The organism is Rhodococcus mengyinensis (genome assembly GCF_048381435.1).
In the GTDB taxonomy this organism is placed as follows: domain Bacteria; phylum Actinomycetota; class Actinomycetes; order Mycobacteriales; family Mycobacteriaceae; genus Rhodococcus_F; species Rhodococcus_F opacus_D.
On record NZ_JBLWIT010000146.1, the window covers coordinates 1 to 24651 of the forward strand.

21 protein-coding genes and 2 pseudogenes are annotated in these 24651 nt (G+C 67.0%); 10 read left to right on the top strand and 13 right to left on the bottom strand.

Annotation, left to right across the window (positions count from 1 at the left end; all coding sequences use genetic code 11):
* Nucleotides 1-1095: helix-turn-helix transcriptional regulator (locus ACNJ7E_RS37905; protein WP_418342128.1), on the bottom strand; the 1095-nt coding region annotated here is incomplete at its 3' end.
* A gap of 107 nt (nucleotides 1096-1202) precedes the next feature.
* Here ACNJ7E_RS37905 and ACNJ7E_RS37910 point away from each other — a divergent pair.
* From ACNJ7E_RS37910 to ACNJ7E_RS37930, 5 genes are all read left to right on the top strand, one after another.
* A complete protein-coding gene (locus ACNJ7E_RS37910) occupies nucleotides 1203-2222 on the top strand; it encodes a methyltransferase (RefSeq protein ID WP_418342127.1) in 1020 nt (339 codons plus the stop codon).
* Nucleotides 2223-2249: 27 nt separating this feature from the next.
* The gene (locus ACNJ7E_RS37915) at nucleotides 2250-3377 is read left to right on the top strand and encodes a flavin-containing monooxygenase (RefSeq protein ID WP_072950264.1); all 1128 of its coding nucleotides are present in this window, start codon (nucleotides 2250-2252) and stop codon (nucleotides 3375-3377) included.
* Nucleotides 3378-3670: 293 nt separating this feature from the next.
* A complete protein-coding gene (locus ACNJ7E_RS37920) occupies nucleotides 3671-3865 on the top strand; it encodes a site-specific integrase (RefSeq protein ID WP_307718331.1) in 195 nt (64 codons plus the stop codon).
* Nucleotides 3866-4012: 147 nt separating this feature from the next.
* The gene (locus ACNJ7E_RS37925; RefSeq protein WP_418342266.1) at nucleotides 4013-4474 is read left to right on the top strand and encodes a hypothetical protein; all 462 of its coding nucleotides are present in this window, start codon (nucleotides 4013-4015) and stop codon (nucleotides 4472-4474) included.
* Nucleotides 4471-4824 carry a hypothetical protein gene (locus tag ACNJ7E_RS37930; RefSeq protein WP_072950270.1) on the top strand — a complete coding sequence of 118 codons (354 nt, stop codon included), beginning with the start codon at nucleotides 4471-4473 and terminating at the stop codon, nucleotides 4822-4824. The genes ACNJ7E_RS37925 and ACNJ7E_RS37930 overlap by 4 nt, the downstream gene beginning before the upstream one ends.
* A 186-nt stretch (nucleotides 4825-5010) precedes the next feature.
* Here the strand turns inward: ACNJ7E_RS37930 and ACNJ7E_RS37935 are convergent.
* Together ACNJ7E_RS37935 and ACNJ7E_RS37940 are read right to left on the bottom strand one after the other, a co-directional pair.
* Nucleotides 5011-5484 (bottom strand): annotated as a pseudogene (locus tag ACNJ7E_RS37935) (calcium:cation antiporter); the annotation flags it as partial.
* 319 nt (nucleotides 5485-5803) lie between these two features.
* Nucleotides 5804-6226, bottom strand: a complete 423-nt coding sequence (locus ACNJ7E_RS37940; RefSeq protein ID WP_072950274.1) for a pyridoxamine 5'-phosphate oxidase family protein — start codon at nucleotides 6224-6226, stop codon at nucleotides 5804-5806.
* 597 nt (nucleotides 6227-6823) lie between these two features.
* On the opposite strand from ACNJ7E_RS37940, the gene ACNJ7E_RS37945 reads away from it, so the two are divergent.
* A complete protein-coding gene (locus ACNJ7E_RS37945; RefSeq protein WP_072950278.1) occupies nucleotides 6824-7354 on the top strand; it encodes a universal stress protein in 531 nt (176 codons plus the stop codon).
* A gap of 80 nt (nucleotides 7355-7434) precedes the next feature.
* On the opposite strand, the gene ACNJ7E_RS37950 is transcribed toward ACNJ7E_RS37945, so the two are convergent.
* The 7 genes from ACNJ7E_RS37950 to ACNJ7E_RS37980 form a co-directional block, all read right to left on the bottom strand.
* Nucleotides 7435-7692 carry a hypothetical protein gene (locus tag ACNJ7E_RS37950; RefSeq protein ID WP_007298788.1) on the bottom strand — a complete coding sequence of 86 codons (258 nt, stop codon included), beginning with the start codon at nucleotides 7690-7692 and terminating at the stop codon, nucleotides 7435-7437.
* Between the two features lie 174 nt (nucleotides 7693-7866).
* Nucleotides 7867-8055, bottom strand: coding sequence for a hypothetical protein (locus ACNJ7E_RS37955; protein ID WP_072950280.1), 189 nt, complete (start codon nucleotides 8053-8055; stop codon nucleotides 7867-7869).
* Between the two features lie 264 nt (nucleotides 8056-8319).
* A complete protein-coding gene (locus ACNJ7E_RS37960; protein ID WP_072950283.1) occupies nucleotides 8320-8721 on the bottom strand; it encodes a DUF5313 family protein in 402 nt (133 codons plus the stop codon).
* On the bottom strand, nucleotides 8718-10451 hold the full coding sequence (locus ACNJ7E_RS37965; protein ID WP_072950286.1) for a SulP family inorganic anion transporter: 1734 nt from the start codon (nucleotides 10449-10451) through the stop codon (nucleotides 8718-8720). Before ACNJ7E_RS37965 ends, ACNJ7E_RS37960 begins: the two co-directional genes overlap by 4 nt.
* A 307-nt stretch (nucleotides 10452-10758) precedes the next feature.
* Nucleotides 10759-12672: a phosphoenolpyruvate carboxykinase (GTP) gene (locus ACNJ7E_RS37970; protein WP_072950289.1), complete on the bottom strand. Its 1914-nt coding sequence runs from the start codon at nucleotides 12670-12672 to the stop codon at nucleotides 10759-10761.
* A gap of 58 nt (nucleotides 12673-12730) precedes the next feature.
* Entirely contained in the window at nucleotides 12731-13609 is an 879-nt protein-coding gene (locus tag ACNJ7E_RS37975; protein ID WP_072950291.1) for a hypothetical protein, read from the bottom strand.
* A 132-nt stretch (nucleotides 13610-13741) separates the two neighbouring features.
* Entirely contained in the window at nucleotides 13742-14107 is a 366-nt protein-coding gene (locus tag ACNJ7E_RS37980; RefSeq protein WP_007298794.1) for an ArsR/SmtB family transcription factor, read from the bottom strand.
* Nucleotides 14108-14411: 304 nt separating this feature from the next.
* Here ACNJ7E_RS37980 and ACNJ7E_RS37985 point away from each other — a divergent pair, with 304 nt between their 5' ends.
* Together ACNJ7E_RS37985 and ACNJ7E_RS37990 are read left to right on the top strand one after the other, a co-directional pair.
* Nucleotides 14412-15077, top strand: coding sequence for a DUF1275 family protein (locus ACNJ7E_RS37985; RefSeq protein ID WP_279635376.1), 666 nt, complete (start codon nucleotides 14412-14414; stop codon nucleotides 15075-15077).
* Between the two features lie 524 nt (nucleotides 15078-15601).
* The gene (locus ACNJ7E_RS37990) at nucleotides 15602-16999 is read left to right on the top strand and encodes an NAD-dependent malic enzyme (protein WP_418342258.1); all 1398 of its coding nucleotides are present in this window, start codon (nucleotides 15602-15604) and stop codon (nucleotides 16997-16999) included.
* A 255-nt stretch (nucleotides 17000-17254) separates the two neighbouring features.
* On the opposite strand, the gene ACNJ7E_RS37995 is transcribed toward ACNJ7E_RS37990, so the two are convergent.
* Nucleotides 17255-17881: a carbonic anhydrase gene (locus ACNJ7E_RS37995; RefSeq protein WP_072950302.1), complete on the bottom strand. Its 627-nt coding sequence runs from the start codon at nucleotides 17879-17881 to the stop codon at nucleotides 17255-17257.
* 3116 nt (nucleotides 17882-20997) lie between these two features.
* Between ACNJ7E_RS37995 and ACNJ7E_RS38000 the strand changes: the two genes are divergently transcribed.
* Nucleotides 20998-21606, top strand: coding sequence for a hypothetical protein (locus tag ACNJ7E_RS38000; protein ID WP_174705588.1), 609 nt, complete (start codon nucleotides 20998-21000; stop codon nucleotides 21604-21606).
* Entirely contained in the window at nucleotides 21533-22249 is a 717-nt protein-coding gene (locus ACNJ7E_RS38005; RefSeq protein WP_143051548.1) for a DUF4238 domain-containing protein, read from the top strand. Before ACNJ7E_RS38000 ends, ACNJ7E_RS38005 begins: the two co-directional genes overlap by 74 nt.
* Before the next feature lie 83 nt (nucleotides 22250-22332).
* On the opposite strand, the pseudogene ACNJ7E_RS38010 reads toward ACNJ7E_RS38005, so the two are convergent.
* Nucleotides 22333-22529, bottom strand: a pseudogene (locus ACNJ7E_RS38010) (phosphatidylserine/phosphatidylglycerophosphate/cardiolipin synthase family protein); the annotation flags it as partial.
* Between the two features lie 873 nt (nucleotides 22530-23402).
* Nucleotides 23403-24521, bottom strand: a complete 1119-nt coding sequence (locus ACNJ7E_RS38015) for a TauD/TfdA family dioxygenase (protein WP_418342259.1) — start codon at nucleotides 24519-24521, stop codon at nucleotides 23403-23405.
* Nucleotides 24522-24651 lie beyond the last annotated feature (130 nt).

Sequence of the window (24651 nt, forward strand, 5' to 3'; positions counted from 1 at the left end):
TGGCGGGGATGCCGCAAGCTCCCAGCGTGGCGCGTAGTGCTCGAGGAATATCTGCCCCACCAGTTCCCCGCGGCTGCGCACCCCGGTCTTGTCGAAGATCGACTTCATGTGGTCTTGAATTGTGTAGACGGATAACGACATTGCGTGCGCCATCTCCCTTGTCGATCGCCCTTGGACGCACAGCGCAGTGAGATGGCATTCGCGTTGGGACAGTCCGTAGGCCATGGCAATGACGGGCGCGATCTCATGCGGCGTCGCGGGTTGGATGATGACGGCAGTGCGTCCGTCTTCGACGCCGGAAAGCCTGGTCCCGTACAGCAACAGCCAGGCGCCGGATCGCGTGCGTACCCGCGAGCGCGCGGCAAGTTCCAGCGGATCGGTGCCCGGTTCGATCGCCCGCGCCCTGGCCGCGATGGCCTGCACGACCTTCGATTCGAACGGCGTCGACGGCGCCGGGACCTCGACAATTTCGTCGATCCAGCGTTCCGCGGCGGGTGAGACCGATTCCGGGTCGCCCGCGGCGTCGAAGACCACCACGCCGGGGCCGTAGTCCACGGTCGTCACGGCGACCTCGACCTCGTGGAGCATCGAACGTCGCAGACCGGTAGCGAGCGCGGGCGCCAGCGCGGCGATTGCGCGGACGTGCTCGGCGGTGTACCACGGCGCGCCCGCATCGCGCAGGAATGCCGCTGCACCCCAATAGACCCCGTCCGACACCAGGGAGACCCGCAGCTCGTCGCCGATTCCGTACGCCTCGTGCGAACGGTGCCGTGCACTGCGGGACAAATCTCCGTGGGTATCCAGACTGAGTGCACCCGCCAGGCGGCCACTGTGCGCAAGAAACGCCCACTTGTCGACGTCCTCGACCTCGTATTCGTAGTGCGCCAACCAGGATCCGGAACACCCAACGTTCCGGTTCACGCTGCCGGTGAACAGGATGGTGCCCGGGTCGACGGTGTGCCAGCAGCAGCGGTCATGTGGGATCACCGTGCGCAGGGCCTCGCTCATTCGCGCGCTGTACCCCACCCAGTCCAGCTGGTCGGCGACGGCACGCGAGATTTGATCGCGGACGCGTGGCAGCAAGCTCTGCGCCATGTCCGAAGTGTATCGCAGCAGGTTAGGGCTGCCTACCCCAGAAATCTGGGTGAATTCCCCAGGATTCAGGGATATGACGCAGAACCGACAACAACGACGCTGGTTTCATGACGATGACAGCCCATACCTCCGCCGAAACCGACCACGACCTGCCTAACCCGGAGCCGATCATGCAGCTGGCGTCCGGGTTCATGGCCGCCAAACACCTCTTCGCCGCCAGCGAACTCGGTTTGTTCGAGGCGTTGGGCGAGGGCCCCACCGACCTGCGTGGCCTGGCCGCCCGCACCGGGCTTACTGCCCGAGCCACCCGGATCAGCGCCGACGCCATGGTCGCGCTGGGTATGCTCGAACGCCGAGGCGAACAGTACGTCAATACCGAGACGGCGGCCGCGTTCCTCGCCGGCGGATCGCCCGCCGACCTGCGTCCGCTGCTGCGGTTCTGGGACAAGATCAGCTTCCCGGCGTGGGAAGATCTGGCCGACGCACTAGCCCGCGGGCCGAAACACCAGATCTTCGACCTCGAAGCCGCCCTGCAACCCATCGCCTCGATCGGTATCGAGGCGTTTTCGGCCGGCCCCTCGCTCGCCCTGCCGGACACGGTCGATCTGTCCGGCAATCGTCGACTCCTCGACATCGGCGGCGGCACCGGCTCCTGGTCCATCGCGGTGGCGCGCCACTGCCCGCAACTGAGCGCGACCGTGTTCGAGCTGCCGGCGGTTGCCCAGACCGCGCAGGACCGCATCGCGTCGGTCGGGCTGGAGGGGCGAATCGACGTATGCGCCGGCGACGCAGGGGCCGACCCGCTGCCCGCCGGATACGACGCCTTCCTGGTCGCGAACCTGGCGCATTACTGGTCACCGGAGCAGAATCGTGCGCTGCTACACCGCATTCGCGACGTCGCCGCACCCGGCGCCACGCTGCTGATTGCCGAGTTCTGGACCGACCCCACCCACACCCAGCCGGTCGCGGCCGCCCTGATGGCGGGCGAATTCGCGGTCCACCTCGAACACGGCGACGTCTACAGCGTCGACGAAGGCATCGCCTGGCTGCAGGACACTGGCTGGCGCTACCGCGACCATCGCTCGCTCACCGGCACGATGAGCGTCATTGTCGCCGAAACCGCATGAAACAAGACAACACCCAAGGAGCACACGATGAGCGAGCATCAAGTCGCAATCGTCGGTGCCGGCACCTCCGGGGTCGCGGCGGCGGTGGCCCTCGCCGACCGTGGCATCAACCCGTTGCTGATCGACCGAGCCGACCAAGTCGGTTCGTCGTGGCACTCTCGTTATGACCGGCTGCGACTGAACACCGGCAGGCAATTCTCCCATCTGCCGAACCGCCCCTACAAGCAGGGCACACCGACCTTTCCCACGCGGGAACAGGTGATCGAGCATCTCGAGCGGCACGCACGCGCGGACGGGATCGAACTGCGCCTGGGCTGCCCGGTGGAACGGCTCGACCGAACTGACGGGCGCTGGCGGTTGACCACCGCTGCCGGTTCGGTCGACGCTGCCGAGGTGGTGGTCGCGACCGGCTTCGATCATGAGCCCTTCGTCCCGGACTGGCCCGGACGCGGGGACTGGCGGGGTGCACTGGTTCATTCCTCGCAGTACCGGAATCCCTCGCCGTACAACGGGAAACGGGTCCTCGTGGTGGGAGCGGGCTGCTCGGGCATGGAAATTGCCTACGACCTCGCCACCGGAGGCGCGGCAAAGGTCTGGCTTTCGGCTCGCACGCCGCCGAACATCATGCTCCGCCAGGGACCTGGTGGCATACCGGGAGACTTCATCGCAACGCCGCTCTACCATGCCCCGGTCCCTATCGCGGACGCAATCGCTCGGTTCGGCCGGAAGAGGAGCATCGGCGACCTGCGCGAGTTCGGATTACCGATCCCCGACGAGGGGATCTTCGCCCGCAGCGCCCGCCTCGGCGTGGCACCGGCGATCGTCGACAAGGAGCTCATCGCCGCGATCCGAGACAGGTCCATCGAGGTCGTTCGCGGAGTCGAGTCACTCGACGCGGACAGCGTGTGGCTGGTGGACGGGATGCGAATCGACCCGGAGGCGATGGTCTGCGCGACGGGGTTCCGCCAAGAACTCGAAAAGCTGGTCGGGCACCTCGGCGTACTGGACGAGCGAGGTTGGCCGCACGCCACCGGTGAAAAGCCGGCCGCCGAGAGGTTGCGTTTCATCGGGTTCGTGCCCAGGCCGTCGCAGATCGGGTTCGCGGCGAAGCAGGCTCGCCGCGCGGCCCGAGCGATCGCGCGGGAACTGCGGTGAGCGTCGGCGGTAGGATTCTCTCGCCCTGCCCCGGCGCTCGAACAATGGCGGGTCTGCGCGGAGATGGCCGACCGGTCAGATCCCCCCACACAAACGGTCGATATCTTTAGTCGCTCCGCTGCTGTCTTTCACGTAGCCCACGTGATGTTTCGGTGGCCCATGCTGCGTCAAGGACGGGCTACCGTCGCTGTCGTCCATGACGAAGACGGTGGGAGATGTGATGCGAGTGATGCGAGTATTGGATCCGTCGAGTGACGCGGTGTCATTTACTCTGCTCGACGAAAAACGGTGTCGTGGCGCCGGCTGAACGCTATCTGCGGTACCTGGCCGATATCGAGCGGTCGCCGAACACGATCAAGGCTCATGCTCATGACCTCAAAGACTGGTTCACCTTCCTGGGTGAGATCGAGTGTGATTGGCAGACAGTAAGACTAGAAGAATCGGAGCGTTCATCCGATGGTTGCGGCGACCTCCGCTACACACTCTGAGCTCGTCCACGAGTTGCAGATCCATCAAGTCAGACTCGGCGGGACTCGGGTCCGCCCATTGTCGGGTTGCGCCGACGTGGTGGTCGGTGCCTCGTCATCGCCACCTTGCCGACCCAACACTTTGAAAGTACATTGAAAGTTATGTCTGTGGGTGAGGTGCCGTTCTCGGATATCCAGAACAAGGGGAAGGCGACACTGTCGGAATGGCAGCGGTCGGGAGCGCGGCCGCTGCGGGTGACGCGCCGCGACGATGAGGATCTGGTGTTGATGACGGCGGCGCGGGCGGATCAGGAACGCGAGGTGCTCGCGGCGGCGACGGCGATGGTCGACGCCCTGCTGCACTCGGATGACCGTGATCTGGTGCGCAAGGTCGTCGCGGCGGCGTTCCCGTGGGTGAGCTACCTCTCGGGTGAGGAGGTCGCCGACTTCGTCGACGAGCTGATCGCGTCGCTGCGGGCGGGTTCGTCGCTGGATAATCCGGCTCCGCCGGCCCGCACGATCGCGACGTGGCGCCACACGGCGGAGGTGTATGCGGATCCGGAGTTGGCTCGGATCCTGTCGACGCCGTCCGAGGGTAACTTCGGTGCTGTGCCGGTGCCGGAGCTGTGAGTCCGAAGCGGGGCGAGCGAGTCGCGCCGCCGGTGGCCGGAGAGTTGTGGGACCTGCGGTTCGCAACGAGCGATGCGGCAAAGGGGTGGGACGAGCTGTGCCGGCAGGCGCCGGCGAACACATTGGTGGCGTACGAGGGGATGCGACGCCGCGCGGTCGCGCAGGAGTCGACCACACGCCATCACCGGTTGAAGGGCAAGCTCGCGACCGGGGTGCACAACGGTGTTGAGATGGAGCAGTGGCAGTACGAGGTCACCGCAGGTGGCCGAATCTGGTACGTGATGGACATCGAGCACCGCACCTTGTGGCTGAAGTACGCTGGCACAGGACATCCCAAACAGACCGAATAGTGTTGCCGGAGACGAAAATGGCCCGAACCCCCAACGCCACCTTCAGCAAGGTCACGCTCAGCCCGGCCATCGCGGCCGTCGGTTGTCGGGGACTCTGTCCGATCTCGATGGGCGGGTCCTCCGTGACGGCCGGGGGGCACCGCAGCGAAAGCAATTTGGGTCGAAGGGAATTCGGTCCTGGGTTGGGCTGCTGGTGAACGTGGGCAGCACCAGGGCAAGGGTGATGAGCGAGACGATGGTTGCGAGGGCGGCGCCGGTACCCTTGGCGTTGAACAGCGCAACCCCATGGCGCCCTGCGCCGGCGAGCAGGGAGAGCCCGACGATGCCGTTGAGGGCGATCATCACGGCGGCGAAGACGGTGTCTCGTGCGAGGGACGCCGTCGGGGGGCCACCGGAGATCATCAGGACCACGATCAGCCCCACCTGGATGACCGTGACCGCGATGGCGAGGATCAGGGACCCGAACGGCTCGCCGACCCGGCGGGCGACCACGTCGGCATGATGGACCGCCGCCAGGACCGCGCCGATCAGCGCCAGCGCCACCGCGAGCACCAGCACGGGTCCGAGGTCGCGTCCCCAGGTGACGGCGAGCACCGCCATCGCGACCGATGGACTCACAAGGGGCCACGTAGTGATGGCCGACCGCCGACGAAGCGCCATGGTTCGACTGTGCCAGCACCTTTCGGGTCCTGTTTACTGAAATGACGATTCCCAGGGATCTGTGACCGAAATCCGTTAGGTCGACAACAGCTACCGACTCTTTCGACTGCGGACCGGGGAGGTGCGCCGGGATGTGCTGTAGAACGGCATCCCGTGGTGACGGCACGAGCGGTGTGCGCAGGGGCCGACTCGGAGGTCAGGGGGTGCGCCCGAATGCCCTGATGGTGCTTGCTGATTCAGCGCGCCCCAGCGGGGCGACCGGTACCCCTTGCCAGTCTGATCAATCCGGTTCGGGTTTCCGGCGTCTGGTCCCACACCATCATCGGTTGTCACCGTGACGCCGCATCAGCGTGACGCGTCGGCCCGACACGTATTCCATGTCGATGATGAGATGCCGGTCCCCGGGATGAATCGACCACGGGACCGCGTTCCGGTCGTGGAATCTGGCCACGGAATCGGCGAAGGACACGTACGTGGCGTGGCCCATGGCAGTGACACTCCACCCGATTCGGGTGATCAGATCGATGTCTCCCGCTTCGAAGGCGAGAAACTCCCCGTCGAACCGTGCGAACGACTCGTCGTCGGTGGGGATGACGACTTCGCCCCCGACGGCGGCGAAGGTCACCGGACGCAGCGCCGGCGCCGCGTTCTCGGTGAAGACCATTCGACCGACCGGAACCGACCGCAGCAAGTGAATGCACTCGGCTGCGGAGAGCACCGAATCCGGTGCTGTCGTGGTCATGGCGGTGTCCTCCCTCGACGTGCCCGACCACTTCAACACTCACCTCACCGCGGGTGGTGGAACAGAGGACAAGGTCACCCGCTAGGCCGGTCCCCGAACTCACGAGGAAACACACCCACCTTGACGGGCACCGTTGTCGGACCGCGGGAGCGTGTGCGCCGTCGTACCGGCCTGCCTGGTCGCCACCACGGTCGGCGCGCCCGGCGTCTTAATCGATGACGTCGAATTGCCAGGCATTGCCGGCAATATCGCTGGTCCGGGGCAGAGTCGCTTCGCCGGTGTTCGGTGGATTGCGCGTGCGGGCAGCGCCGGGGGTGCCTGCGGATCGTCGACGCGATGATCGGTCACCGGCGGGGCTCGTCGTCGCCGTGGGCGAGGGCCGCTCCTGATCGGGTGGCGCCTTGGTGGGTTTCGTGACCGGGCCCGTGTGTGCACGACGTTCCGCGGTGATCCGGCTGATCGTGGGTGTCGGGTGCTGTTGTGGGTACACCACCTTCAGCACCGTGGGAGTCGAGGACCGTACCGCCGATCGAGCACCGGACGTACCTCTGCCGGTGCGGCGAGCGCGCTGGGCGCCGCGGCGGTGAGGAGGAGCAGGTGATCGAGAAGAAGCCTTCCGACCGGGACGGCGTGCGGGACTGGCGGAAACCGGTGCGGGTGGACGGGCCCGCAGCCGCGACCGCGCCGGTGTGCCATCTGGTGGTGGGGTTCGACCGGTATCCCGCCAGCCATCGGGCGCTGTCCTTCGCCATGGGCCTCGGGGTCCCGCTCCGTGCGTATCTGCATGTCGCCCACGTCGTCGACCTCGACGATTTTCCGGTCGAGCCGGACCGGGACGATTGGGAACGGCGCATCGTCGAGACGGTCGAGCGGGACCGGACGGAGGCGTGCACCATGCTCGCAGCGCTGCCCGGGAACTGGAGTTACTACTCCCATGAGGGCAACCCGGCGCACCTGTTGGCGTCGATCGCCGACGCGAATGACGCCCTGATGATCATCATCGGCAGCTCACGGGGAGGGCTGGTGTCCGTCCTCGAGCGGGTGGTGGGGGAGTCGGTGTCCTCGCATCTGATCCACCATGGCCGCCGTCCGGTGGTCCTGGTCCCCGAACACATCGGCGGGCGCTGAGTGAGATGCCACAGCGAGGTCCGGTCACTCGCGCCGCGACTCGGACGCCGCGAGTCCGTCCCGTTGTGGCCGGGATGGGGTCATCCGTGGGCGAGGCGGCGTACGGCGCCGCGGAGGGTGTGTTCGATCTGGGGCAGGTCGACGTCCTCGGGGGCGGTGGCGGTGTTCTGGGTGGGGTTCCAGCTGATTCGGCGGTCGATCCCGGTGGCCGCGGCGGCGAGTTCGGTGCTCCACTCGCTCAGGGTCGGTTCGGGGTTGTCGACGCCCTCCCACTCGAGAATCCAGAGGGCGAGTGAGTTCCACTGCAGATCGGCGGCGTGGATGGTGCGGGTCGTCATCGGGTGGGTCCTGTTTCTGTGTCGAGGTTGGCGGGTCGCTGCGGTCGGTGATCTCGACGAGCATGGGTGGTGGTTCCGTTCCGGTGTCGCCCCGTCGGCGACGCCCGGGGGGCGAGGGTCGGGCACGGTGATGCGAGGGAGAAGGCTATCGGCCCGAGTTTCAGGCGTGCGGACTTATTCGCGTTCCGGCGCTCCCACGGATCGGCGGCTCAGCCGTTCGGTGATCTGGTCCGGTTCCACCAGCTCGAAGTAGCGCGGGTCGGGATTGGTTCGCGCCGCGACGATGTCGCCGTAGTTGATCATCCGGGTCGCAGCACCGAGATGGATTCTCTCGTGGGTGCCGACGTATCGGAAATGTGGCATGACGTTCCTCCCTCGCGGGCGTGGCCGGTGATCGGGCGCACCGCCGGACGGATATGGGGCGCCACCACCCACAATGCGTGCCGATCCAGCCTGGCTGGTTTCGCCGAGCCCCGGTTCCGCGTCGCTCGATCCGGGAGGCGCGCATACCCCGCCCAGTTCATCGTCCATTCCATTTTTTCTACTTACGAAGATTAGCAATTAATCGTTTGGTAGTGAACTGGGGTGGACCCCAGGATCTGGGGTGCGCCCCGGTTGTTTGCGGGTTCAGGGGGCGGATCGGTAGCGGGATTCGTAGGAGGCCTGCTCCTGGTCGAGTCGGCGTTGTTTGGTGGCGTTGAGGAGGCGGGGGTCGAGGCCGTGACTGACCAGGCGGTGGCGGAGGTAGATGTTCTTCAGGGCGAGGAGGAAGTACACGAACGGCAGGAACAGCAGCAGCACCATCCCGGTACGGATGATCCAGGGGCCGGGGATGAGCAGGAGCCCGACCAGGATCGGGATCAGCGGGATCAGGCAGCGGGTGGCGTAGCGGCGGGTGGCGCCGGGCCCGGTGGTGTCGCCCACGACCCAGCCGTGGAACTCGGCGGGCAGGGTCCTGCCCAGGACGTAGCCGAGGCGTTGCCGCGCGGTGGGCGTGGGGGTGGGAGTGGCTGCGGGGTTCTCGGTCATCGGTCCTCGTTCGTGGTGGGGGTGTAGTGGTGTTCGGGTAGGACGAGCATGCGGGCGTAGGCGATGGCAAGCGGGGTGGTGTCGAAGAGGTGCCGGTCTTCGCTGTCGGTGGTGGTGAACACCCCGAGCGCGGTCAGGGGGCGGAGGTGTTCGGGTTTGGCTCCGGAGATCAGGACGGTGATGTGCCGGTGCTCGAGCTTGGTGATGACGTCCTTGAGGACGATCGCGCCGGTGGCGTCGATGGCGGTGATCCGCGACATCCGCAGGATCACCACCTTGACGTCGGAGACGTCGGCGAGTTCGAGTAGGAACCGGTGCGCGGCGGCGAAGAACAGGGCGCCGTCGATCCGGTACGCGACGATGTGCTCGCGGAGCAGGTCGTGTTCCTCGGCGAGGTGGTCGTCGGTTTCGAGCGGGACCTGTTCGAGGCGGGCGGATTTCGCGACCGCGCGGAGCGCGAGGACGGCGGCGAACCCGACCCCGACGGCGACCGCGGTGACCAGGTCGAAGACGACGGTGACCAGGAAGGTGGCGACCATGACGATCGTGTCGGCGCGGGTGGCTCGGGTGATGGCCAGGATCGAGGCGGTCTCGACCATCCGCACCGTGGTCGCCAGCAGCACCCCCGCCAGGGCGGCGAGCGGGATCTGCGCGACGAGCCCGGCCGCCGAATACACGATCGCCGCGAGGATGAGCGCGTGGGTGAGGGCGGCGAGCCGGGTGCGGGCGCCGGAGCGCACGTTGACGGCGGTGCGGGCGATCGCCCCGGTCGCCGGGACACCGCCGAACAGCGGGGCGGCGATGTTCGCGAGCCCCTGCCCGAACAGTTCCCGGTCCGGGTTGTGGCGGGCTCCCACGGCCATCGAGTCGGCGGCGGTCGCCGACAGCAGTGACTCGAGTGCCGCCAGCGCGCCGACCGCGAGGGCGGGGGCGATCAGTGAGGTCAGCTCGCCGAGGTGCAGGAAACTCAGGGTGGGTGCGGCGAACCCGGCCGGAATGGTGCCGATCCGGGCGATGTCGAGGTGAAAGAGTTGCGCGATCAGGGTGGTGGCGGCGACCGCAATCAGGGAGAAGGGGACGCGGGGGAGGTAGCGGCCGCCGAGGAGGATGACCGCGGCCACCGCCAGTGCGGTCGCCGGGGTCAGCAGGGAGGGGTCCTGGGCGAACTGGCGGACGGCGTCGGCGGCGCTCTGCCACACCTTCTCCCCGGCGGCGCCGGTGATGCCCAGCGCGGCGGGAAACTGCTGCAACGCGATGACGACGGCGATGCCGGCGGTGAATCCCTCGATCACCGGGGCCGGCATGTACCGCACGGCCCGGCCCACCCCGGCGAACGCGAGGACGACCAGCACCATTCCGGCGATCAGCCCGACCGCGAGGACCCCGGTCGGCCCGTACTGACCGACGATCGGCACCAGCACCACGGTCATCGCCCCGGTCGGGCCCGACACCTGGAACCGGGACCCGCCGAACACGGCCGCCACCGCCCCGGCAATGACGGCGGTGGTCAGGCCGGCGGCGGCGCCGAGACCGGAACTGATCCCGAACCCCAACGCCAGCGGCAGCGCCACCAGCGCGACGATCAGCCCGGCGAGCAAATCTGCGCCCGGGGCACCAGCCGCGGGTTTCCACTCACCCCAGCGCGGCAGCAGCGCGGCCACCGACCGCGCCGCCCGCACGAGGGTGCTCTCGGCCGCGTCGGCCGGGCCGGTGGTGGTGGGTTCGGTCATCGACGTTCCTCGGTAGTGACGGCCAGCAGGCCATCTCCTCTATAGTTGCTAATGTTAGCAAGTAACCATCATGGAAAGTTGAGTGATGCGGGTAACCCCGATCACCGTCCTGCGGGGGGGGGGCGGATTCTGCATTGCACCGACTGCGGACGGTGGTGCCGGGTGTCGGCGCTGCGGGCCGGCGACGACCGCTGCCCCGGGTGTGGGCACCGGACGCTGGTCTCGGCCGGGACCGGACGGCCTCACCGCTCGGAACCCGGCACGGTCTCGAACTGATCCGTGCTGCCCGAGCGTTGCGCGTCCCGGGTCAGAACCGCGGTCGTGACCAGCGCGAATCCTTCTCACCGGAGGTGGCGTGAGTTCCCCTGCGGTGGAGGGCGTCGCCGAGTTCGAGCTCGGCCAGGCGGAGCTTGAGGGCCCCGAGTTCTTGGCGCAGGACGTCGGGCAGCGTGTTGCCGCCGATCCTCGCGTACCACTCGTCGATCAACCGGGTCTCGGCTACCCATTCGGTCGTGTCGACCTTCAGGGCGGCGGCGATCTTGGTGTGATCGAACTTCAGGCCCGTCAGGTCGAGGGCGCCCGGGGTGGGCACCAGGCCGATCGGGGTCGCCTCGGCGTCGGCGGTGCCCTCGATCCGCCGCAGCGCCCACTCGAGGATCCGGGAGTTCTCCCCGAAGCCTGGCCAGAGGAATTCGTCGTCATCGCCGCGGCGGAACCAGTTGACGTAGAAGATCTTCGGCAGCAACTCGGCGTTCGTCCGGGTGCCGATGTCGAGCCAGTGCTGGAAGTAGTCCCCGACGTGGTAGCCGAGGAACGGCAGCATCGCCATCGGGTCGCGGCGCACGACGCCGACCTGCCCGGCCGCGGCGGCGGTGGTTTCCGACGACAGGGTCGAAGCCAGGAACACCCCGTGCTGCCAGCTGCGCGATTCGGTGACCAGTGGGATGGTGGTGGCGCGGCGGCCGCCGAAGAGGATCGCCGAGATCGGCACCCCGGCCGGATCGTCCCATTCGGGGGCAACGGTCGGGCACTGGGTGATCGGGGTGCAATACCGCGAGTTCGGGTGCGCGGCAGGCTCTCCGGAGGCCGGGGTCCAGTCCCGCCGTTTCCAGTCCGTCAGATGCGCCGGCGGCGTGTCCGTCAGCCCTTCCCACCAGATGTCGCCGTCGTCGGTGAGGGCGACGTTGGTGAAGATCGAGTTGCCCCGCTCGATGGTGGCCATCGCGTGCGGGTTGGTGTGGACGCCGGTGCCGGGGGCGACGCCGAAGAACCCGGCCTCCGGGTTGACCGCATAGAGCCGGCCGTCGTCACCGAACCGCAGCCAGGCGATGTCGTCGCCGATGGTCTCGGCGGTCCACCCGTCGAGGGTGGGGTCGAGCATGGCCAGGTTGGTCTTGCCGCAGGCCGACGGGAACGCCGCCGCGATGTAGTGCACTCGCTGCTCGGGTGAGGTGAGTTTGAGGATGAGCATGTGCTCGGCGAGCCAGCCCTCGTCCTTGCCCATCTTCGACGCGATCCGCAGCGCGTAGCACTTCTTGCCGAGCAGGGCGTTGCCGCCGTAGCCGGAGCCGTAACTCCAGATGGTGCGCTCCTCGGGGAAGTGGGAGATGTATTTGGTGTGATCGCACGGCCACGGCACGTCCACCTGACCCGGGTACAGCGGGGCGCCGACCGAGTGCAGGCATCGGACGAATTCGGTGCCCGCGGTGAGCCTGTCCCAGACCGGGGTGCCGGAGCGGGTCATGATCTGCATCGACACCGCCACGTACTCCGAATCGGTGATCTGGACCCCGAACTTCGGCTCGGCCGCATCGAGGGGTCCCATGCAGAACGCGATGACGTACATCGTGCGCCCGGCCATCGCGCCGCGGTAATGCTCGGTCATCACCGTCTTCATGTCGACCGGGTCCATCCAGTTGTTCGTCGGACCCGCGTCCGCCTGGAACCGGGAGCAGATGAAGGTGCGGTCCTCGACCCGGGCAACGTCCTCGGGGTCGGAGGCGCACCAGAAGGAGTTCGGTTTGCGCTCCAGTCGCACGAAGGTGCCCTTGTCCACCAATTGTGTGGTCAGCCGGTCCCACTCGCCGGCGCTGCCGTCGCACCACACCACCTCGTCCGGTGCCGTGAGGTCGGCGATCTCGTCGACCCAGGACACGACGGCGGGATGCGCGGTCGGGGCAGTGCCGGCGCCGGCAGCGCCGGGGGCGGTGGGGGTGCTCACGGGTGTTCTCCTCACAAGAATCCGACAGAATGTGCTGCGTGCGGTGCGGTGCGTTCGATCACCGATGTGGATCGCGATACGGGACGGGATGGCCGAGGGCCCGGCTCACGTGGCGGGCGACCGCGGACACCAGCAGCCGGTCACCGAGAGACGGCAGCATCCGATCGGCGGGGGTGATCAGCGCCAACGCCCGCACACATGCGGCCACCACCTCGACCGTCACGGTCCGCACCTCGTGTCCACACAGCGCGGCGAGCAGCCCCGGCAGCACCAGCGCACCATAGGCGAAGCCGTCGGCCGGGACCGTCACCGTGCGACCGACTGCCGCACCGTCGGGGGCGCAGCCGGCGAGATCGACCAGGACATCGTTGTGGTCCATCACCCGGCGCAGCGGGAACGCCTCGGCATCACGCTCATGCCAGCTGCTCAGATCCCCGACCCCGGAGGCGATCAACACTGGAGCCAGCAACGGCGCCCACGACGCGCCGGTGATCACGACCCGGCCGGCGCGCGGCGGCACGCCGCGGCGGCGCAGGGTGGTGATCGCCGCGGCCGCCACCGCCGCCGTCAGCACGTCCAGTTCGGTGAGGACCACGGGCCCGCCGCGCCCGGTCACCGCACGCGCTACCGCCGCGGACTCCCGGTGCCCCACCCCGACCACGAACACCGCGGACACCCCCGTCGGGAGTCCCAGGATGCGCTCGGTCAGCACGTGCGGGTCGCCCGTGGTCACCGGAAGGCGCAGCGCGCGCATCGGGGTGTTCGCCCGGATGAGTGCCGCATAGTCCTCCATCGCGACCCACGGCGGCCGGGTCCGCGCCGACCCGGCCGTGCGCGAGCCGGTGGTGGACACCGCGACGACGGCCACGCTGATTCCCGTCAAGACCGGACCGCCGTCGGACGGACCACTGGCACCACCGTCGTGATTGTTCGTCACCGCCCACTTCTCTTTTCTCGTTTTCCGGTCGAGAGCGACATCTCCCACGCCACCCGATCGCACAATGTACGCACTTAAGAAAATTCGCAACCAACCCATGCAATGGGGGATTCCTGCCTTGGTGAGCCCCCGTCAGCCCCCGGTTTCACCCACCAAGGCAGGAGATTCGGAAACGTCCTCGAGCACCTCGGCCTGCCCGGCCACCACCCCCGTCAAGATCCCCCGCGCCACCCGCAGGAGTTCGGCGATGCGGGGGGAGGTCAGCGCGTAGGACACCGACAGGCCCTCACGGCGGGCGGTGACCAGACCGGCGCGCCGGAGGATCGATAGCTGCTGGGACAGGTTCGCCGGCTCGATTCCCACCTCGGGCAACATCTCGGACACGGCGTGTTCGCGTTCGCTGAGAAGCTCGAGGACCCGGATGCGCGCCGGGTGCCCCAACGTTTTGAAGAAGTCCGCCTTCATCTGATACAGCGGTTGGCGCGAGTTCGCGGTCATGGCTCCTCCTGTCGTCCGGGTCGAGCCAGCGGCGGCGAGGTGCGTGTCGCGCTCGCCGCGTCGCCGGGTCTGCGGCCTCGCCTGCAACCTCCAACTCCGGCAGGTTGCATTACTTGCGAATCTTAGCAATTTGCTAGAATTCGCGCTGCAGAGCCCCTTCCGGCCCCGCATCCCGAAACCCGGGCGCCCGTAAAACGGTCGCGGCAGGCGCCTCGCCACCGAGGGGAGAGGACCGGACCGACCGCGCTGGTCCACGATCCCCACCCTGCCCGATGCCGGCAACCTACCGGTGGTGAGAGAGCCGATGAGCACAACCGATGCAGAGATGACAGCGCGACCGCGGTCACGGCGACCGGTGGAGACGATCGTCGCGATGCACCTCGGATTCGTCGACGCCTTCGGGTTCGTCCTGCTCGGCGGGTTCTTCGTCTCCTCGATCGAAGCCACCACTACCCGAGCCGGCGTCGCCCTCGGCAGCAGTTCGTGGTTCGTCGTGGGCCTGACCGGGGCCATCCTTGCCGGGTTCGTCGTCGGTGTCGTCCTGGCCGCGGTGGTCGGGCAGAAGTGGCCACGCCAGCCGGTACCACGGGTACTGCTGCTCGCGGCGGGCCTCCTCGCGGCGGCCGGCGGCCTCCACGCGGTCACCACCACCGCACCCCTGATCGGATTCGCCCTCGCCCTGGCCATGGGAGCCGAAGCCACCCTGCTCGAGACCGGCGGCCTGCTCGCCGACGCGGCGCGGTCCCTGACCGATCGACTCTTCGGCCGGGGACCCCATCGATGGGTTCGATACCTACAGCTCTGGGCTGCGGTCGCGGTGGGGGCGGCCGCCGGCGCGGCGACATACCGGGTGCTCGGGTTCGGCGCCCTCTGGATCGCCGCGGGCGCCGCCACCCTCGCCGCCTACGCCTTCAGAAACAACCCCACCGACCCGACCGACACCGCCGGCCCGTGTGGGCTGGAAAGGTAGGTGCCCCACCACCGATCGGCCAGCGCGGGGGTCGATCGGCCGATCCGGAGCAGACCCGCGAAGTCGCCCACAGGTCCCCCGCAGACCGCCGCCCGGCCGCGCAAGGCCGCGGTGTCACCGCGCGCCAGCGAGGCCCAGCACGACCCCTCGATGGGCCACCGCGCCCACCAGTGCCGGCGACAACGCCGGGGAGACAGCTATGCCAGGTCCCGGCGGAGCACGGCCCCGGACCCGCGGACACTTTCGCCGTGGCGTGTTCCCGGACGAGGGGTTAACTCGCGGTAACCAATCACCGTGTTCTGTGTTCGCGCCTGGTGGTTGGTCGCCGGTGTGTCTTCCATCCTGCTCCGCGGCCCGGGGACGCGGGGCAGCGTTTCGGGCGCGGAATCAGCCGAACTCCTCTTGTCCGGATCGGCGCTGGCCGCGCAGACTGAAGATGTTGCGGCGGAAGCGCCGGCCGTGCGGGCCGATCGGGTCACGCCCCCTGTGGGCGCCTGCTGCTCGTCACTCGATCAGGAGTTCCCATGCCCAGTCCCAGCCCCGGCTATTCGATCACCGTCCGCGTCCACGCACCGGTCGGCGTCGGCACCACGTCCACGTTGGCGGCAGCCATCGCGTCGGTGAAGGGCGCGATGACGGCGCTCGATGTGGCCGAGAGCCACCCCGACCACATGGTCATCGACCTCACCTGCGACGCCTCGGACGTCGCGCACGCCGACCAGATCGCGACCGCCATCGCCGAGGTGCCCGGGGTGACCGTCGGCAAGGTCAGCGACCGCACCTTCCTGCTGCATCTGGGCGGCAAACTCGAGGTGAACCCGACGGTTCTGCTGACACACCGCGACGACCTCTCCCGCGCCTACACCCCCGGCGTCGCCCGGGTGTGCACCGCGATCGCCGAACACCCCGAGGACGTGCGCCGGTTGACGATCAAACGCAACACCGTCGCCGTGGTCACCGACGGGTCCGCAGTCCTGGGATTGGGCAACATCGGTGCCGCGGCGTCGATCCCGGTGATGGAGGGCAAGGCGGCACTGTTCAAACAATTCGGTGGTGTGGACGCCTGGCCGGTGTGCCTGGACACCCAGGACCCGGATGCCATCGTCGAGATCGTCCGCGCCCTGGCACCCGTCTACGGCGGGATCAACCTCGAAGACATCTCCGCGCCACGGTGTTTCGAGATCGAGGCCCGGCTCCGCGACATGTTGGACATTCCGGTGTTCCACGACGACCAGCACGGCACCGCGATCGTGGTCCTGGCCGCCCTGACCAACGCGCTGCGCGTGGTCGGCAAGACGCTCGACCGGGCTCGGATCGTGGTCTCGGGTGTCGGCGCCGCCGGGCACGCCGTCATCCGGTTGCTCGTCGCCCAGGGCGGCACGAACATCATCGGTTGCGGGCGGAAGGGAATTCTGTCCCCGGACGACACCGCCGACGAATTTCGTACCTGGATCGCCGAGCACACCAATCCGGAGGCTCGGACGGGATCACTGCGGGACGCGCTGGTCGGGGCGGACGTGTTCATCGGGGTCTCCGCGCCGAACATTCTCACGGGTAAGGACATCGCGGCGATGGCCGACGACTCGATCGTGTTCGCACTCGCCAATCCGGTCCCGGAGGTCGATCCCGTCGTCGCCGGTGAACATGCCGCCGTGGTGGCCACCGGCCGGTCCGACTTTCCGAACCAGATCAACAACGTCCTCGCCTTCCCCGGGGTGTTCCGCGGTCTGCTCGACGCGCACGCGGTCGACATCACCGACGAGATGCTGATCGCCGCGGCCGGCGCGATCGCCGACAGGGTGTCGCCGCCGGAGCTCAATGCCACCTACATCGTGCCGAGCGTGTTCGACGCCACTGTCGCGCCGGCGGTCGCGGCGGCGGTCCGTCAGGTGGCCGAGAGGGGGCCACAGCCGCAGAAGTGAGCTACTCGATCGTCGTCGTGCGTGCGCCCGGGCGATCACCGCAGCGGGCACGAGGTGTCCCGATGCGTCGGCACGTGGGAATCGATCGAGTCGCAATGCTCGCCGGCCTGGCGAGGACCTTCCGGGTCTCCTTCGCGGTGACCTCGGGGGCCGCGGAGATCGGCCGGTTCGCGATCTGCCCGTGCGTTCCGTTCACCGCGTCAGGTCTCCGGATGGACCGGTGGATCAGCGGATCAGCGGGCTCGGTGTGTCGCGTCAGTCGCGGAGCTCGCCGATGTCTCCGACCCCTCCCTGCAGGTGCATCCGGCCGTCGGACAGTTTGTAGGTGACGCCGGCAATAGCGCAGGCACCACTTCCGACGCGATCGGCGATGATGCGCGAACGCTGCATCAGGAGAGCCCCGGTCTCCACGACGTGGCGGCCTTCGAGTTCGTCGACGGTGGTGAGGCCCTCTTTGCGACCCACCATGATCGACGGCGCCACCCGTTCGACGATGCTGCGGATGAAGCCGTCCGGAACCTTGCCCTTGTCCAGCGCGTCCAGCGTGGACTTCACGGCGCCGCAACCGTCATGACCCAGCACGACGATCAAGGGCGCGTCGAGGATCTGCACCGCGTATTCGATGGAACCGAGCACGGCGTCGTCGAGGACGTGGCCGGCCGTGCGGACGACGAACATGTCACCGAGTCCCTGGTCGAAGATGATTTCCGCGGCGACACGTGAGTCTCCGCATCCGAACACCACCGCGGTGAGGTGTTGCTCGGCGTCGAGCTGCGCGCGGTCGGCGATTCCCTGACCGGGGTGGATCGAGACTCCGCTGACGAAGCGCTCGTTACCCTGGCGGAGGGTTTTCCACGCGGCAACCGGGTTGGAGTGGGGCATGCGGTTATCGTGCACCCGCCCTGTTGCGGCTGCTCGGCGGGAACATTACGGCGACGGAAACTCCGGTTCGCGCCTCGCCGACGGGACGTGTGAGGAGAAGTGACGGGCGACGCCTCGTGCCGATCAGCCGGTGCGAGTCGGAGGCCTGGAATCTCCCGCGGCGTCGTGAGGGTGTGTGACCGCCCGACACATCCTGATGAGCGAGATCATGCTGCAGCAAACGCCCGTCGTCGGTGGCGCCCACTGGGGGGATGGGTGCAGTGGCGGGCGTCGAGCCAGACCGACATCCTGCGTGCTTCCGGCGGGCCACCATCGACGGGGGAGACAGCCCTCGATAGGCCTCGCGAGTCTCGTGTCCCGACCGAACCGCTGATCCGCAACCCGAGGGCATACCCCGGCGCGCGAATCACGGCCCAGCAGGAAGCCATGAACGCGATGATGTGGATTGGGGCGGCGCCCTCCTGGTGGTTGACGGCGCGGTCAGCCTGCTGACAGGGCCCATCACCTAGCGGGTCCTCCGACGTCCGGACAACCCCGAGCAGGAACCGCCCCGTGTCGACGAGGTCACCTCGAGCAGGGCCACCACACCGATGTCCTGCGGCCACCCGGCCTCGTCCGGCCACAGATTTATCACATCCTGGCGGCCAACCTCTCGATGAGCCTCACCCGATCCGTGCCGGATCGTCCACCCCGGAAAACGACATCGCCCGCCCGCCGTCTCCCCACCCCCGCGACCAGATCACCCGGCCGCCGTACCGCCACCGTCCGGGAACCCGCCGGGCCGTCGAGTCGTCACGCTCGATCGTCCACCTGGCGTTCGCGCACCCGCGCATAGCCACTGGTATCCGAGTCGGCGAACGGTCCTCGCACCTGATCCACCACGGCCGCCGCCCGGTGGTCCTCGTCCCCCCACACACACACCAACACCGCGCCACCAGCAGCCGGTCGCTGAGTTGAGACGACCGACAGTCGGTCGCCGAGTCAGCCGGTGCCCTTGTGTCACCGCGTCTTCCGGAGCACATGCGCGTGAGGGGGCGCCCCGGCAGCGGTATCCGTCGGAGGCCTGCTCCTGGTCGCGTCGGCGTCGCTTGTGGAGACCGAGCAGGTGGGGGTCGAGGCGGTGGCCGACGAGCCGCTGCGGAGGTAGATGTTCTCTCGGGGCGAAACAGGGAGTACGCGAAGGGCCGGAACAGCAGCAGCACCATGCCGATTAGGATGAACCGGCGGACACCAGATTCCAAAACCCGTGAGCCTGACAGGAACTCGAACATCGTAACGGTAAACCGCGGTAACCAACCAATTGGGCGAACGGTGGTAGGTCCCGGCAGTCGGACTGAGGCGCAAGCCTCCATGCATGGGAGGAATCGCCTGTTGCGAGGAGGGCGGCGGAGCACCTGCCGATTGCTGATCGTCTCGGCACCTGGCGAAACCTCTACTGCGGCGGTCTGACCGCACACTTCGACGAGATCGGTACGCTGGAGTGGTGCCCGCTTTCTCGGCACTGGCCGCGTTGCCGTTCCACCGTGCTCCCCACCATCCCGCTCGTCCGCGTTTGGGGATGCGACCCGGTGAGGATCGAAACATGTCGCCAGCGCGGCATCCTGGCAATCGATATGCTCCCGCCCTGCAACGAGCCGAACACCCACCCGCCCACACCACCGTTCACACGCCGGAGAACCGATGCTGCCGTGCTTCGTGCCCCAGACGGTGCCTCCCACGTATCACCGCCGCCCAGCGCTCTAGAATGTGACGGTGGTCATCGTTTTCGAGGTGTTGCTGGTTCTCGCGGCTGTGCTCATCACGTGGTTCTCCCTGTACGTCGTCTACCGCTTGATCGACGGCGAATCGAACCGCCGATACCGGTAACCCTGCAGGGGTCGCCCGCACACGCATGATTGGGCGAGCGTCGACTCGATCGAGCGGGCCAAGGGCTGGCTGAGTTCGGCTAATCCAACCTGCGTACCCACGTCAGACATCCTGAAGCGTCGGGCAGCCGACGGGATCAACGAAGTCGACGCCATCGTTGAAGCGCACAGTCGCTTCGCGGTCGCGCCGATGCTCACGGATGAACCGGCCGGGATCTCCGCTGAGGCTTTCTCGCCGACCCGGGAAGCGAAGCCCACCCCACGTGCCTGACGTGACCGAAGACGATGTTGCGGTCGAGTAGATCAAGGCAGTGGGGGAGGGAATGGGTCGGCGACGTACATCTGTCGGTGTGCTGTCCCGGCGCGGGCACAGTATCGACATTGCGGGCAGGCCGGGACATTCGGTGAAGGAACGCCCAGTTCTTGATCGACGCGGTCCTCAGCGTCGATCATCAGTGATGCCGTGCTCGGGGAAGGGAAGGCTGTGGATCGCGGTCCGGATGGTTGGTGGTTAGCCTTCGCCGGACGTTCGTCGAGCGGTTGGTGCGGGTGACGATGAGCCCGTCATCGGTGGTGAACGGGAAGTTCGGTAGATCGCCGAGGTGGGTGTTGAAGGTGGCGGCGAGGACTACTGGGGAGCGCAACAACGACCGCGTTTCGACCGATGTTCATGGCCATCGAAGGTCGGCCGAATCGTGCTGCGGCCAACCGGCGGCCCGGATCGATGTCGGGGACCCCTCGACCCTGTAGCAGTGAGAAGAAACGCCACGGCATCCCCATCGGTATCCCGCGGGGCATCAACCGAGGGGAGCCTCCGCCGGCAGGTCCTGGTCATCGGCAAGCTCTACGGTGAACTTTCAGCGAAGGTGCCGGTCGCAGGGCCAGGCGGACGCTTCCGTGCGGACGAGTGCGCAGCCGCGGGCAGTATCGACGTTGCGTGTCACACCGGTTGGGCAGACCTGACTTTCGATACCCTCCGGATGTGGAGCTGCCTCGATCGGCCCCTCAGCGACCGGCTTGACGCCGCCAGGGTCTCTCCCGGAGGCGCTCGGCGAATGCCGTCGGCAGGTCACCGTGGTCGCCCAGCTGATTATCGGTGCGGAGGACTCTCGAACTCCAGACGGTTCGTCCGCTGGCGGTTGAGCATCGGACGCAGCTCAACCCATACCAACGGCGACATCTCAAACGGTGACCCGTTGCACCCGGTTCCTCACTTACCCCACCGGCGACGTCACAGGCATCGACCGACTCATGCTCGAGCGCTACCTGGACGACCTGGCCAACGATGCGGTAGAAGACCATCGGCGTTTGATGCGGGTCCCGGTGCAGATCCGGAACCCGCAGGAGTCGGAACAGGGGTCACCGGCATATAACTCGGTGTGCATTGCCGCCGTGAAAGGTCGCAACGTCCCTCAGCGGCGCGCTGCGGTCTTTGACGACGCGCACGTCGACCCGGTCGAAACGATGGTCAGGGGCGATGATTTCGGTGGTGGCGCAGGTGAACGCGTGCTGCGGGTTGTGGGAGGTCATCACGACGGCCATCCCGTCCGCGAGGGCCGCTTGCCGATCCGCCACGGCTCGCCCAGCGGCATCGCCACCTCCGCGCCGACGATGCCCATGACGTCGTGCTGCACAAGGCGCCGGCGGCGGCACAGTCGCTGGCCGCGGTCCCGATCGGCCTTCGGCCATGAGGCCGAGGACCTCGCGTTCACGGGTCGACAGCGTGTCGATAGGGCGGCTGTCGCGGTGCGGCCTGGCGACCATCCGGCTCACCACGCTGGGGTCGATGGCCGAGCCGCCCGCGGCGACGCGGTTGAGGGTGTCGATGAACTCGTCGATGTCGGAGACCCGGTACCGTGAGCGAACACTCGCCCTCATCACCGGCCCGGACTCGGCGAAACGCGAGTACCTGAAGCAATCAGGCCTGAGTTCCGAGGACATCGAGGAGTCGATGCGCAAACGGCAGGCCGACCCGCAACATGAGGCGCTCGATCTGATGATCAAAGACGTCCGCAATGTTGCAGCGACAGGACTCTATGACCGCGAGTGGGCGGTTTGTCGCACTGCGACACCGATCGTCACCTGTGATGACCCGGTTGTTCTTCTGGCTGGACCTCCCTTCACCCGAGATATCAACGCGGGCGTTGGGCTCAGCGCCGTGGCGTTGTATCCCCTGAACCCGCATCAATTACTTGTGATGCTCCGTCCAGGACTTCACCACCGCACTCCGTATCGTCTCGACGAAGCCGAGACGCACAGCGTCAACGTCGAGATCGTCGCGGCCGCGACACAGACGACCTTCGAACGACCCGGTGACGAGATCGCTGTCAAGATCAGCGTTCCGCAGTGGCCGGTGCGTGAGGTGGTCGACGAGGAAGCCATCGCGAACCTCAGCGCCACAGCGGCGTTGAAGAAGTTTCTGAACTCGGTGGTACCAGGTACCCGATGGACTGACCTCGGCGTCGCACCGGATTGGCCCGTGCCGCGTTGGTACGGAAACTAGAGAAGGGCCGATCCATTAAATTGGTCGCTGGCCCTTCGGGTCCCTATCCGGTGTGAGTCGAACTGACGCAGTAAGTTTCACACAAGCGTGACCAGAGAGACCACATGCGCGCGCACCGCCGCCCGAGATGCGTTCACGACGAGGAGGTCGCCGGCCCGCAGCGGAAGCGGCGTCGGCGCGTCCTCGCCCAGGTAAGCGATCGCGGCATGGCGCGGCCTCCTCACTCGAATGGCGCGGGTGATGTGCGGCCAGGGACCGGCCCGTGAAATGTCGTCCCCATACGTTGAACGGTAGCGCGGGCGTGATGGGCTGTGCCGCTACTGGCTCGGGCCCGGCTCGTACGGTGCAGCCCATGAAGACAATTGCATCTCGGATCTCGCGAAAAGCGGTGATCAACTGTGGATATGACACGTCCCCTCTATGACATCGAACGCCGCATCTTCGACCCCGACCGCAAACTGTTCACGGTCACGCCGCAAAGCGCACGCACACAACGAACTCCCCCATTCCCCTCGAGGGTGGGGGCTTCGTCGTTCCAGGAGGTCCTCTAACGGAAGGACTGGGCCTGTACCGGAGTGTGCGCGGATTCGTTCTGGTCGCTGAACGAGGATCAGACGATTTTCAGCTGCTCGCGACATCGCGCGCAGCTTTAGAACTACCGCACGACAGACGGCGCCGTGCCGATTTCGGGCTCGTGCCTTCTGCAGATCGACCTGACCTCCGTGGACTCCAACAAAGCCGGAGACGGCCCCGGACTGCCGATGCGCCTCACGCCCGACGGCGACGCATCGGCAGTGACGAGGTTCTCGGCTACTCGAGCAGCGGCATTGTGACGCAATCCTTCGTCGGAGCCCGAAGTGGCACAAACGAGGTCACGGCCGACACATCAATCGACAGCCGCGCGATCACGGTCGCAATGCTGACTGAAGAACAACACCCACTGAAGAACAACACCCACCCGCGGCCGCCCGCTGCAGGATCGTCATCCGGTGCTAGGCGTTCGGCTTGCGGGCAGCCGAGGTGTTAATCGGGTGCGTGCCTGTCGAAACCTCACCTGGGTCCACTGCCATCGCGCACGTGCGCGGCCTCGCCGAAGGCGTTCCGCTCGATCGGACACCCCGTGTGACACTCGAGTCTCCCCTGGCGGTTGGCGTTACCCGATCCGCACGTTGCGACCAGCTGATTGATCGAAATGCCACTCTCCGGACAGGTACTCGGGAGCAAAGTACTCGGGGTAGAGCCGTGAGTACCGGGGATGGACGTTCATCCCCGGGACGTGTTTGTAGGCGGAGTCAGCGGCGGACGCCACAAACCACTTGCGAGCGAGTACGCGTTGCGTACCGTAGACGTCGTCCTCGAAGGCAGTCCGGGAGTGAATTACCTGGGGATTTCGGATTAGTACCCCCTGGCCCGGATGCATCATGTGCACAAAGGTTGATGATGGCGCGAAAGGCTGCGCGACCCTCACAAGCAACTCTCGAGCTTGGTTCAGGGCGGGGAGATCCTTTCGCCAGCTGATTTGGTACTCGCCCGAACCGATGCGGAAGAACGTCTGTGGATGTCCATGGTCATTGACATAGAGGACTGGTGACGCGACGCGGATCGCGCCCTTGCCCCGCGGGCGGACAGCAACGATTGCGTCCGGGGTGAACAGGGCGCGAAAAGCCCTCGCGTCAGAGTTAGCTAGGGCTATGGCGAGTCGGATGAACTGCTGGAAGCAGGTGTATCCACCCCATGCCGGTGCAGAGTCGAGTACGAGCATCGCGGCTGAGACTGCACCCGCATAGCCGAGCCCGTCGTTGTGCGCGGCGAACAACTCCTTGCTTTCAGCGACTTCCCGGTACTTGTCGACCTCGAGAGGAATCGGAAGGTTGTAGATCTTCAAGGTGCCGTCGCTGGGACCGAATCTCATGCGAGCTTGTGGGTGTTGCTCCATCGGGTGGTCAACAGCGTGTGCGAGCGGCAATCTGCCATTCAGTTGTTCGGCGAGCGCGAAAAGTTGATGTCGATCGGTCTTCTTCGACCGCTCCCCGGCGTAGGCGAAGTGTGCGACTCCATTCGGTCCGAAGAAGTCATCTTCGATTTGCCTGCGTTCTTCTCGCGTGGGCGAGTCTGGGTTATCGATCCACACCGGCGTAAGCGGACGGGGCTCCTGCATCAGGACGTCTGGGATGGTGAGTTTCGCAGCATCCGGAAACTGGGTGCGCGCACTCTCGAGAAATTCCTCGCTCTGTTCCAAAAAAGCCTTCAGTCGAATCCGATCGCCTGTCATGGCGGTCTCCTCTTCATCCGGGGAAACCCCAGTCTGAATCACTATCCGACTGGGGTCAATACCCGACTCGGATTGTGACCCGAGTGAGATAGGCATCCGAGTCGGATGGCACTGAGTATGAGGACTATGG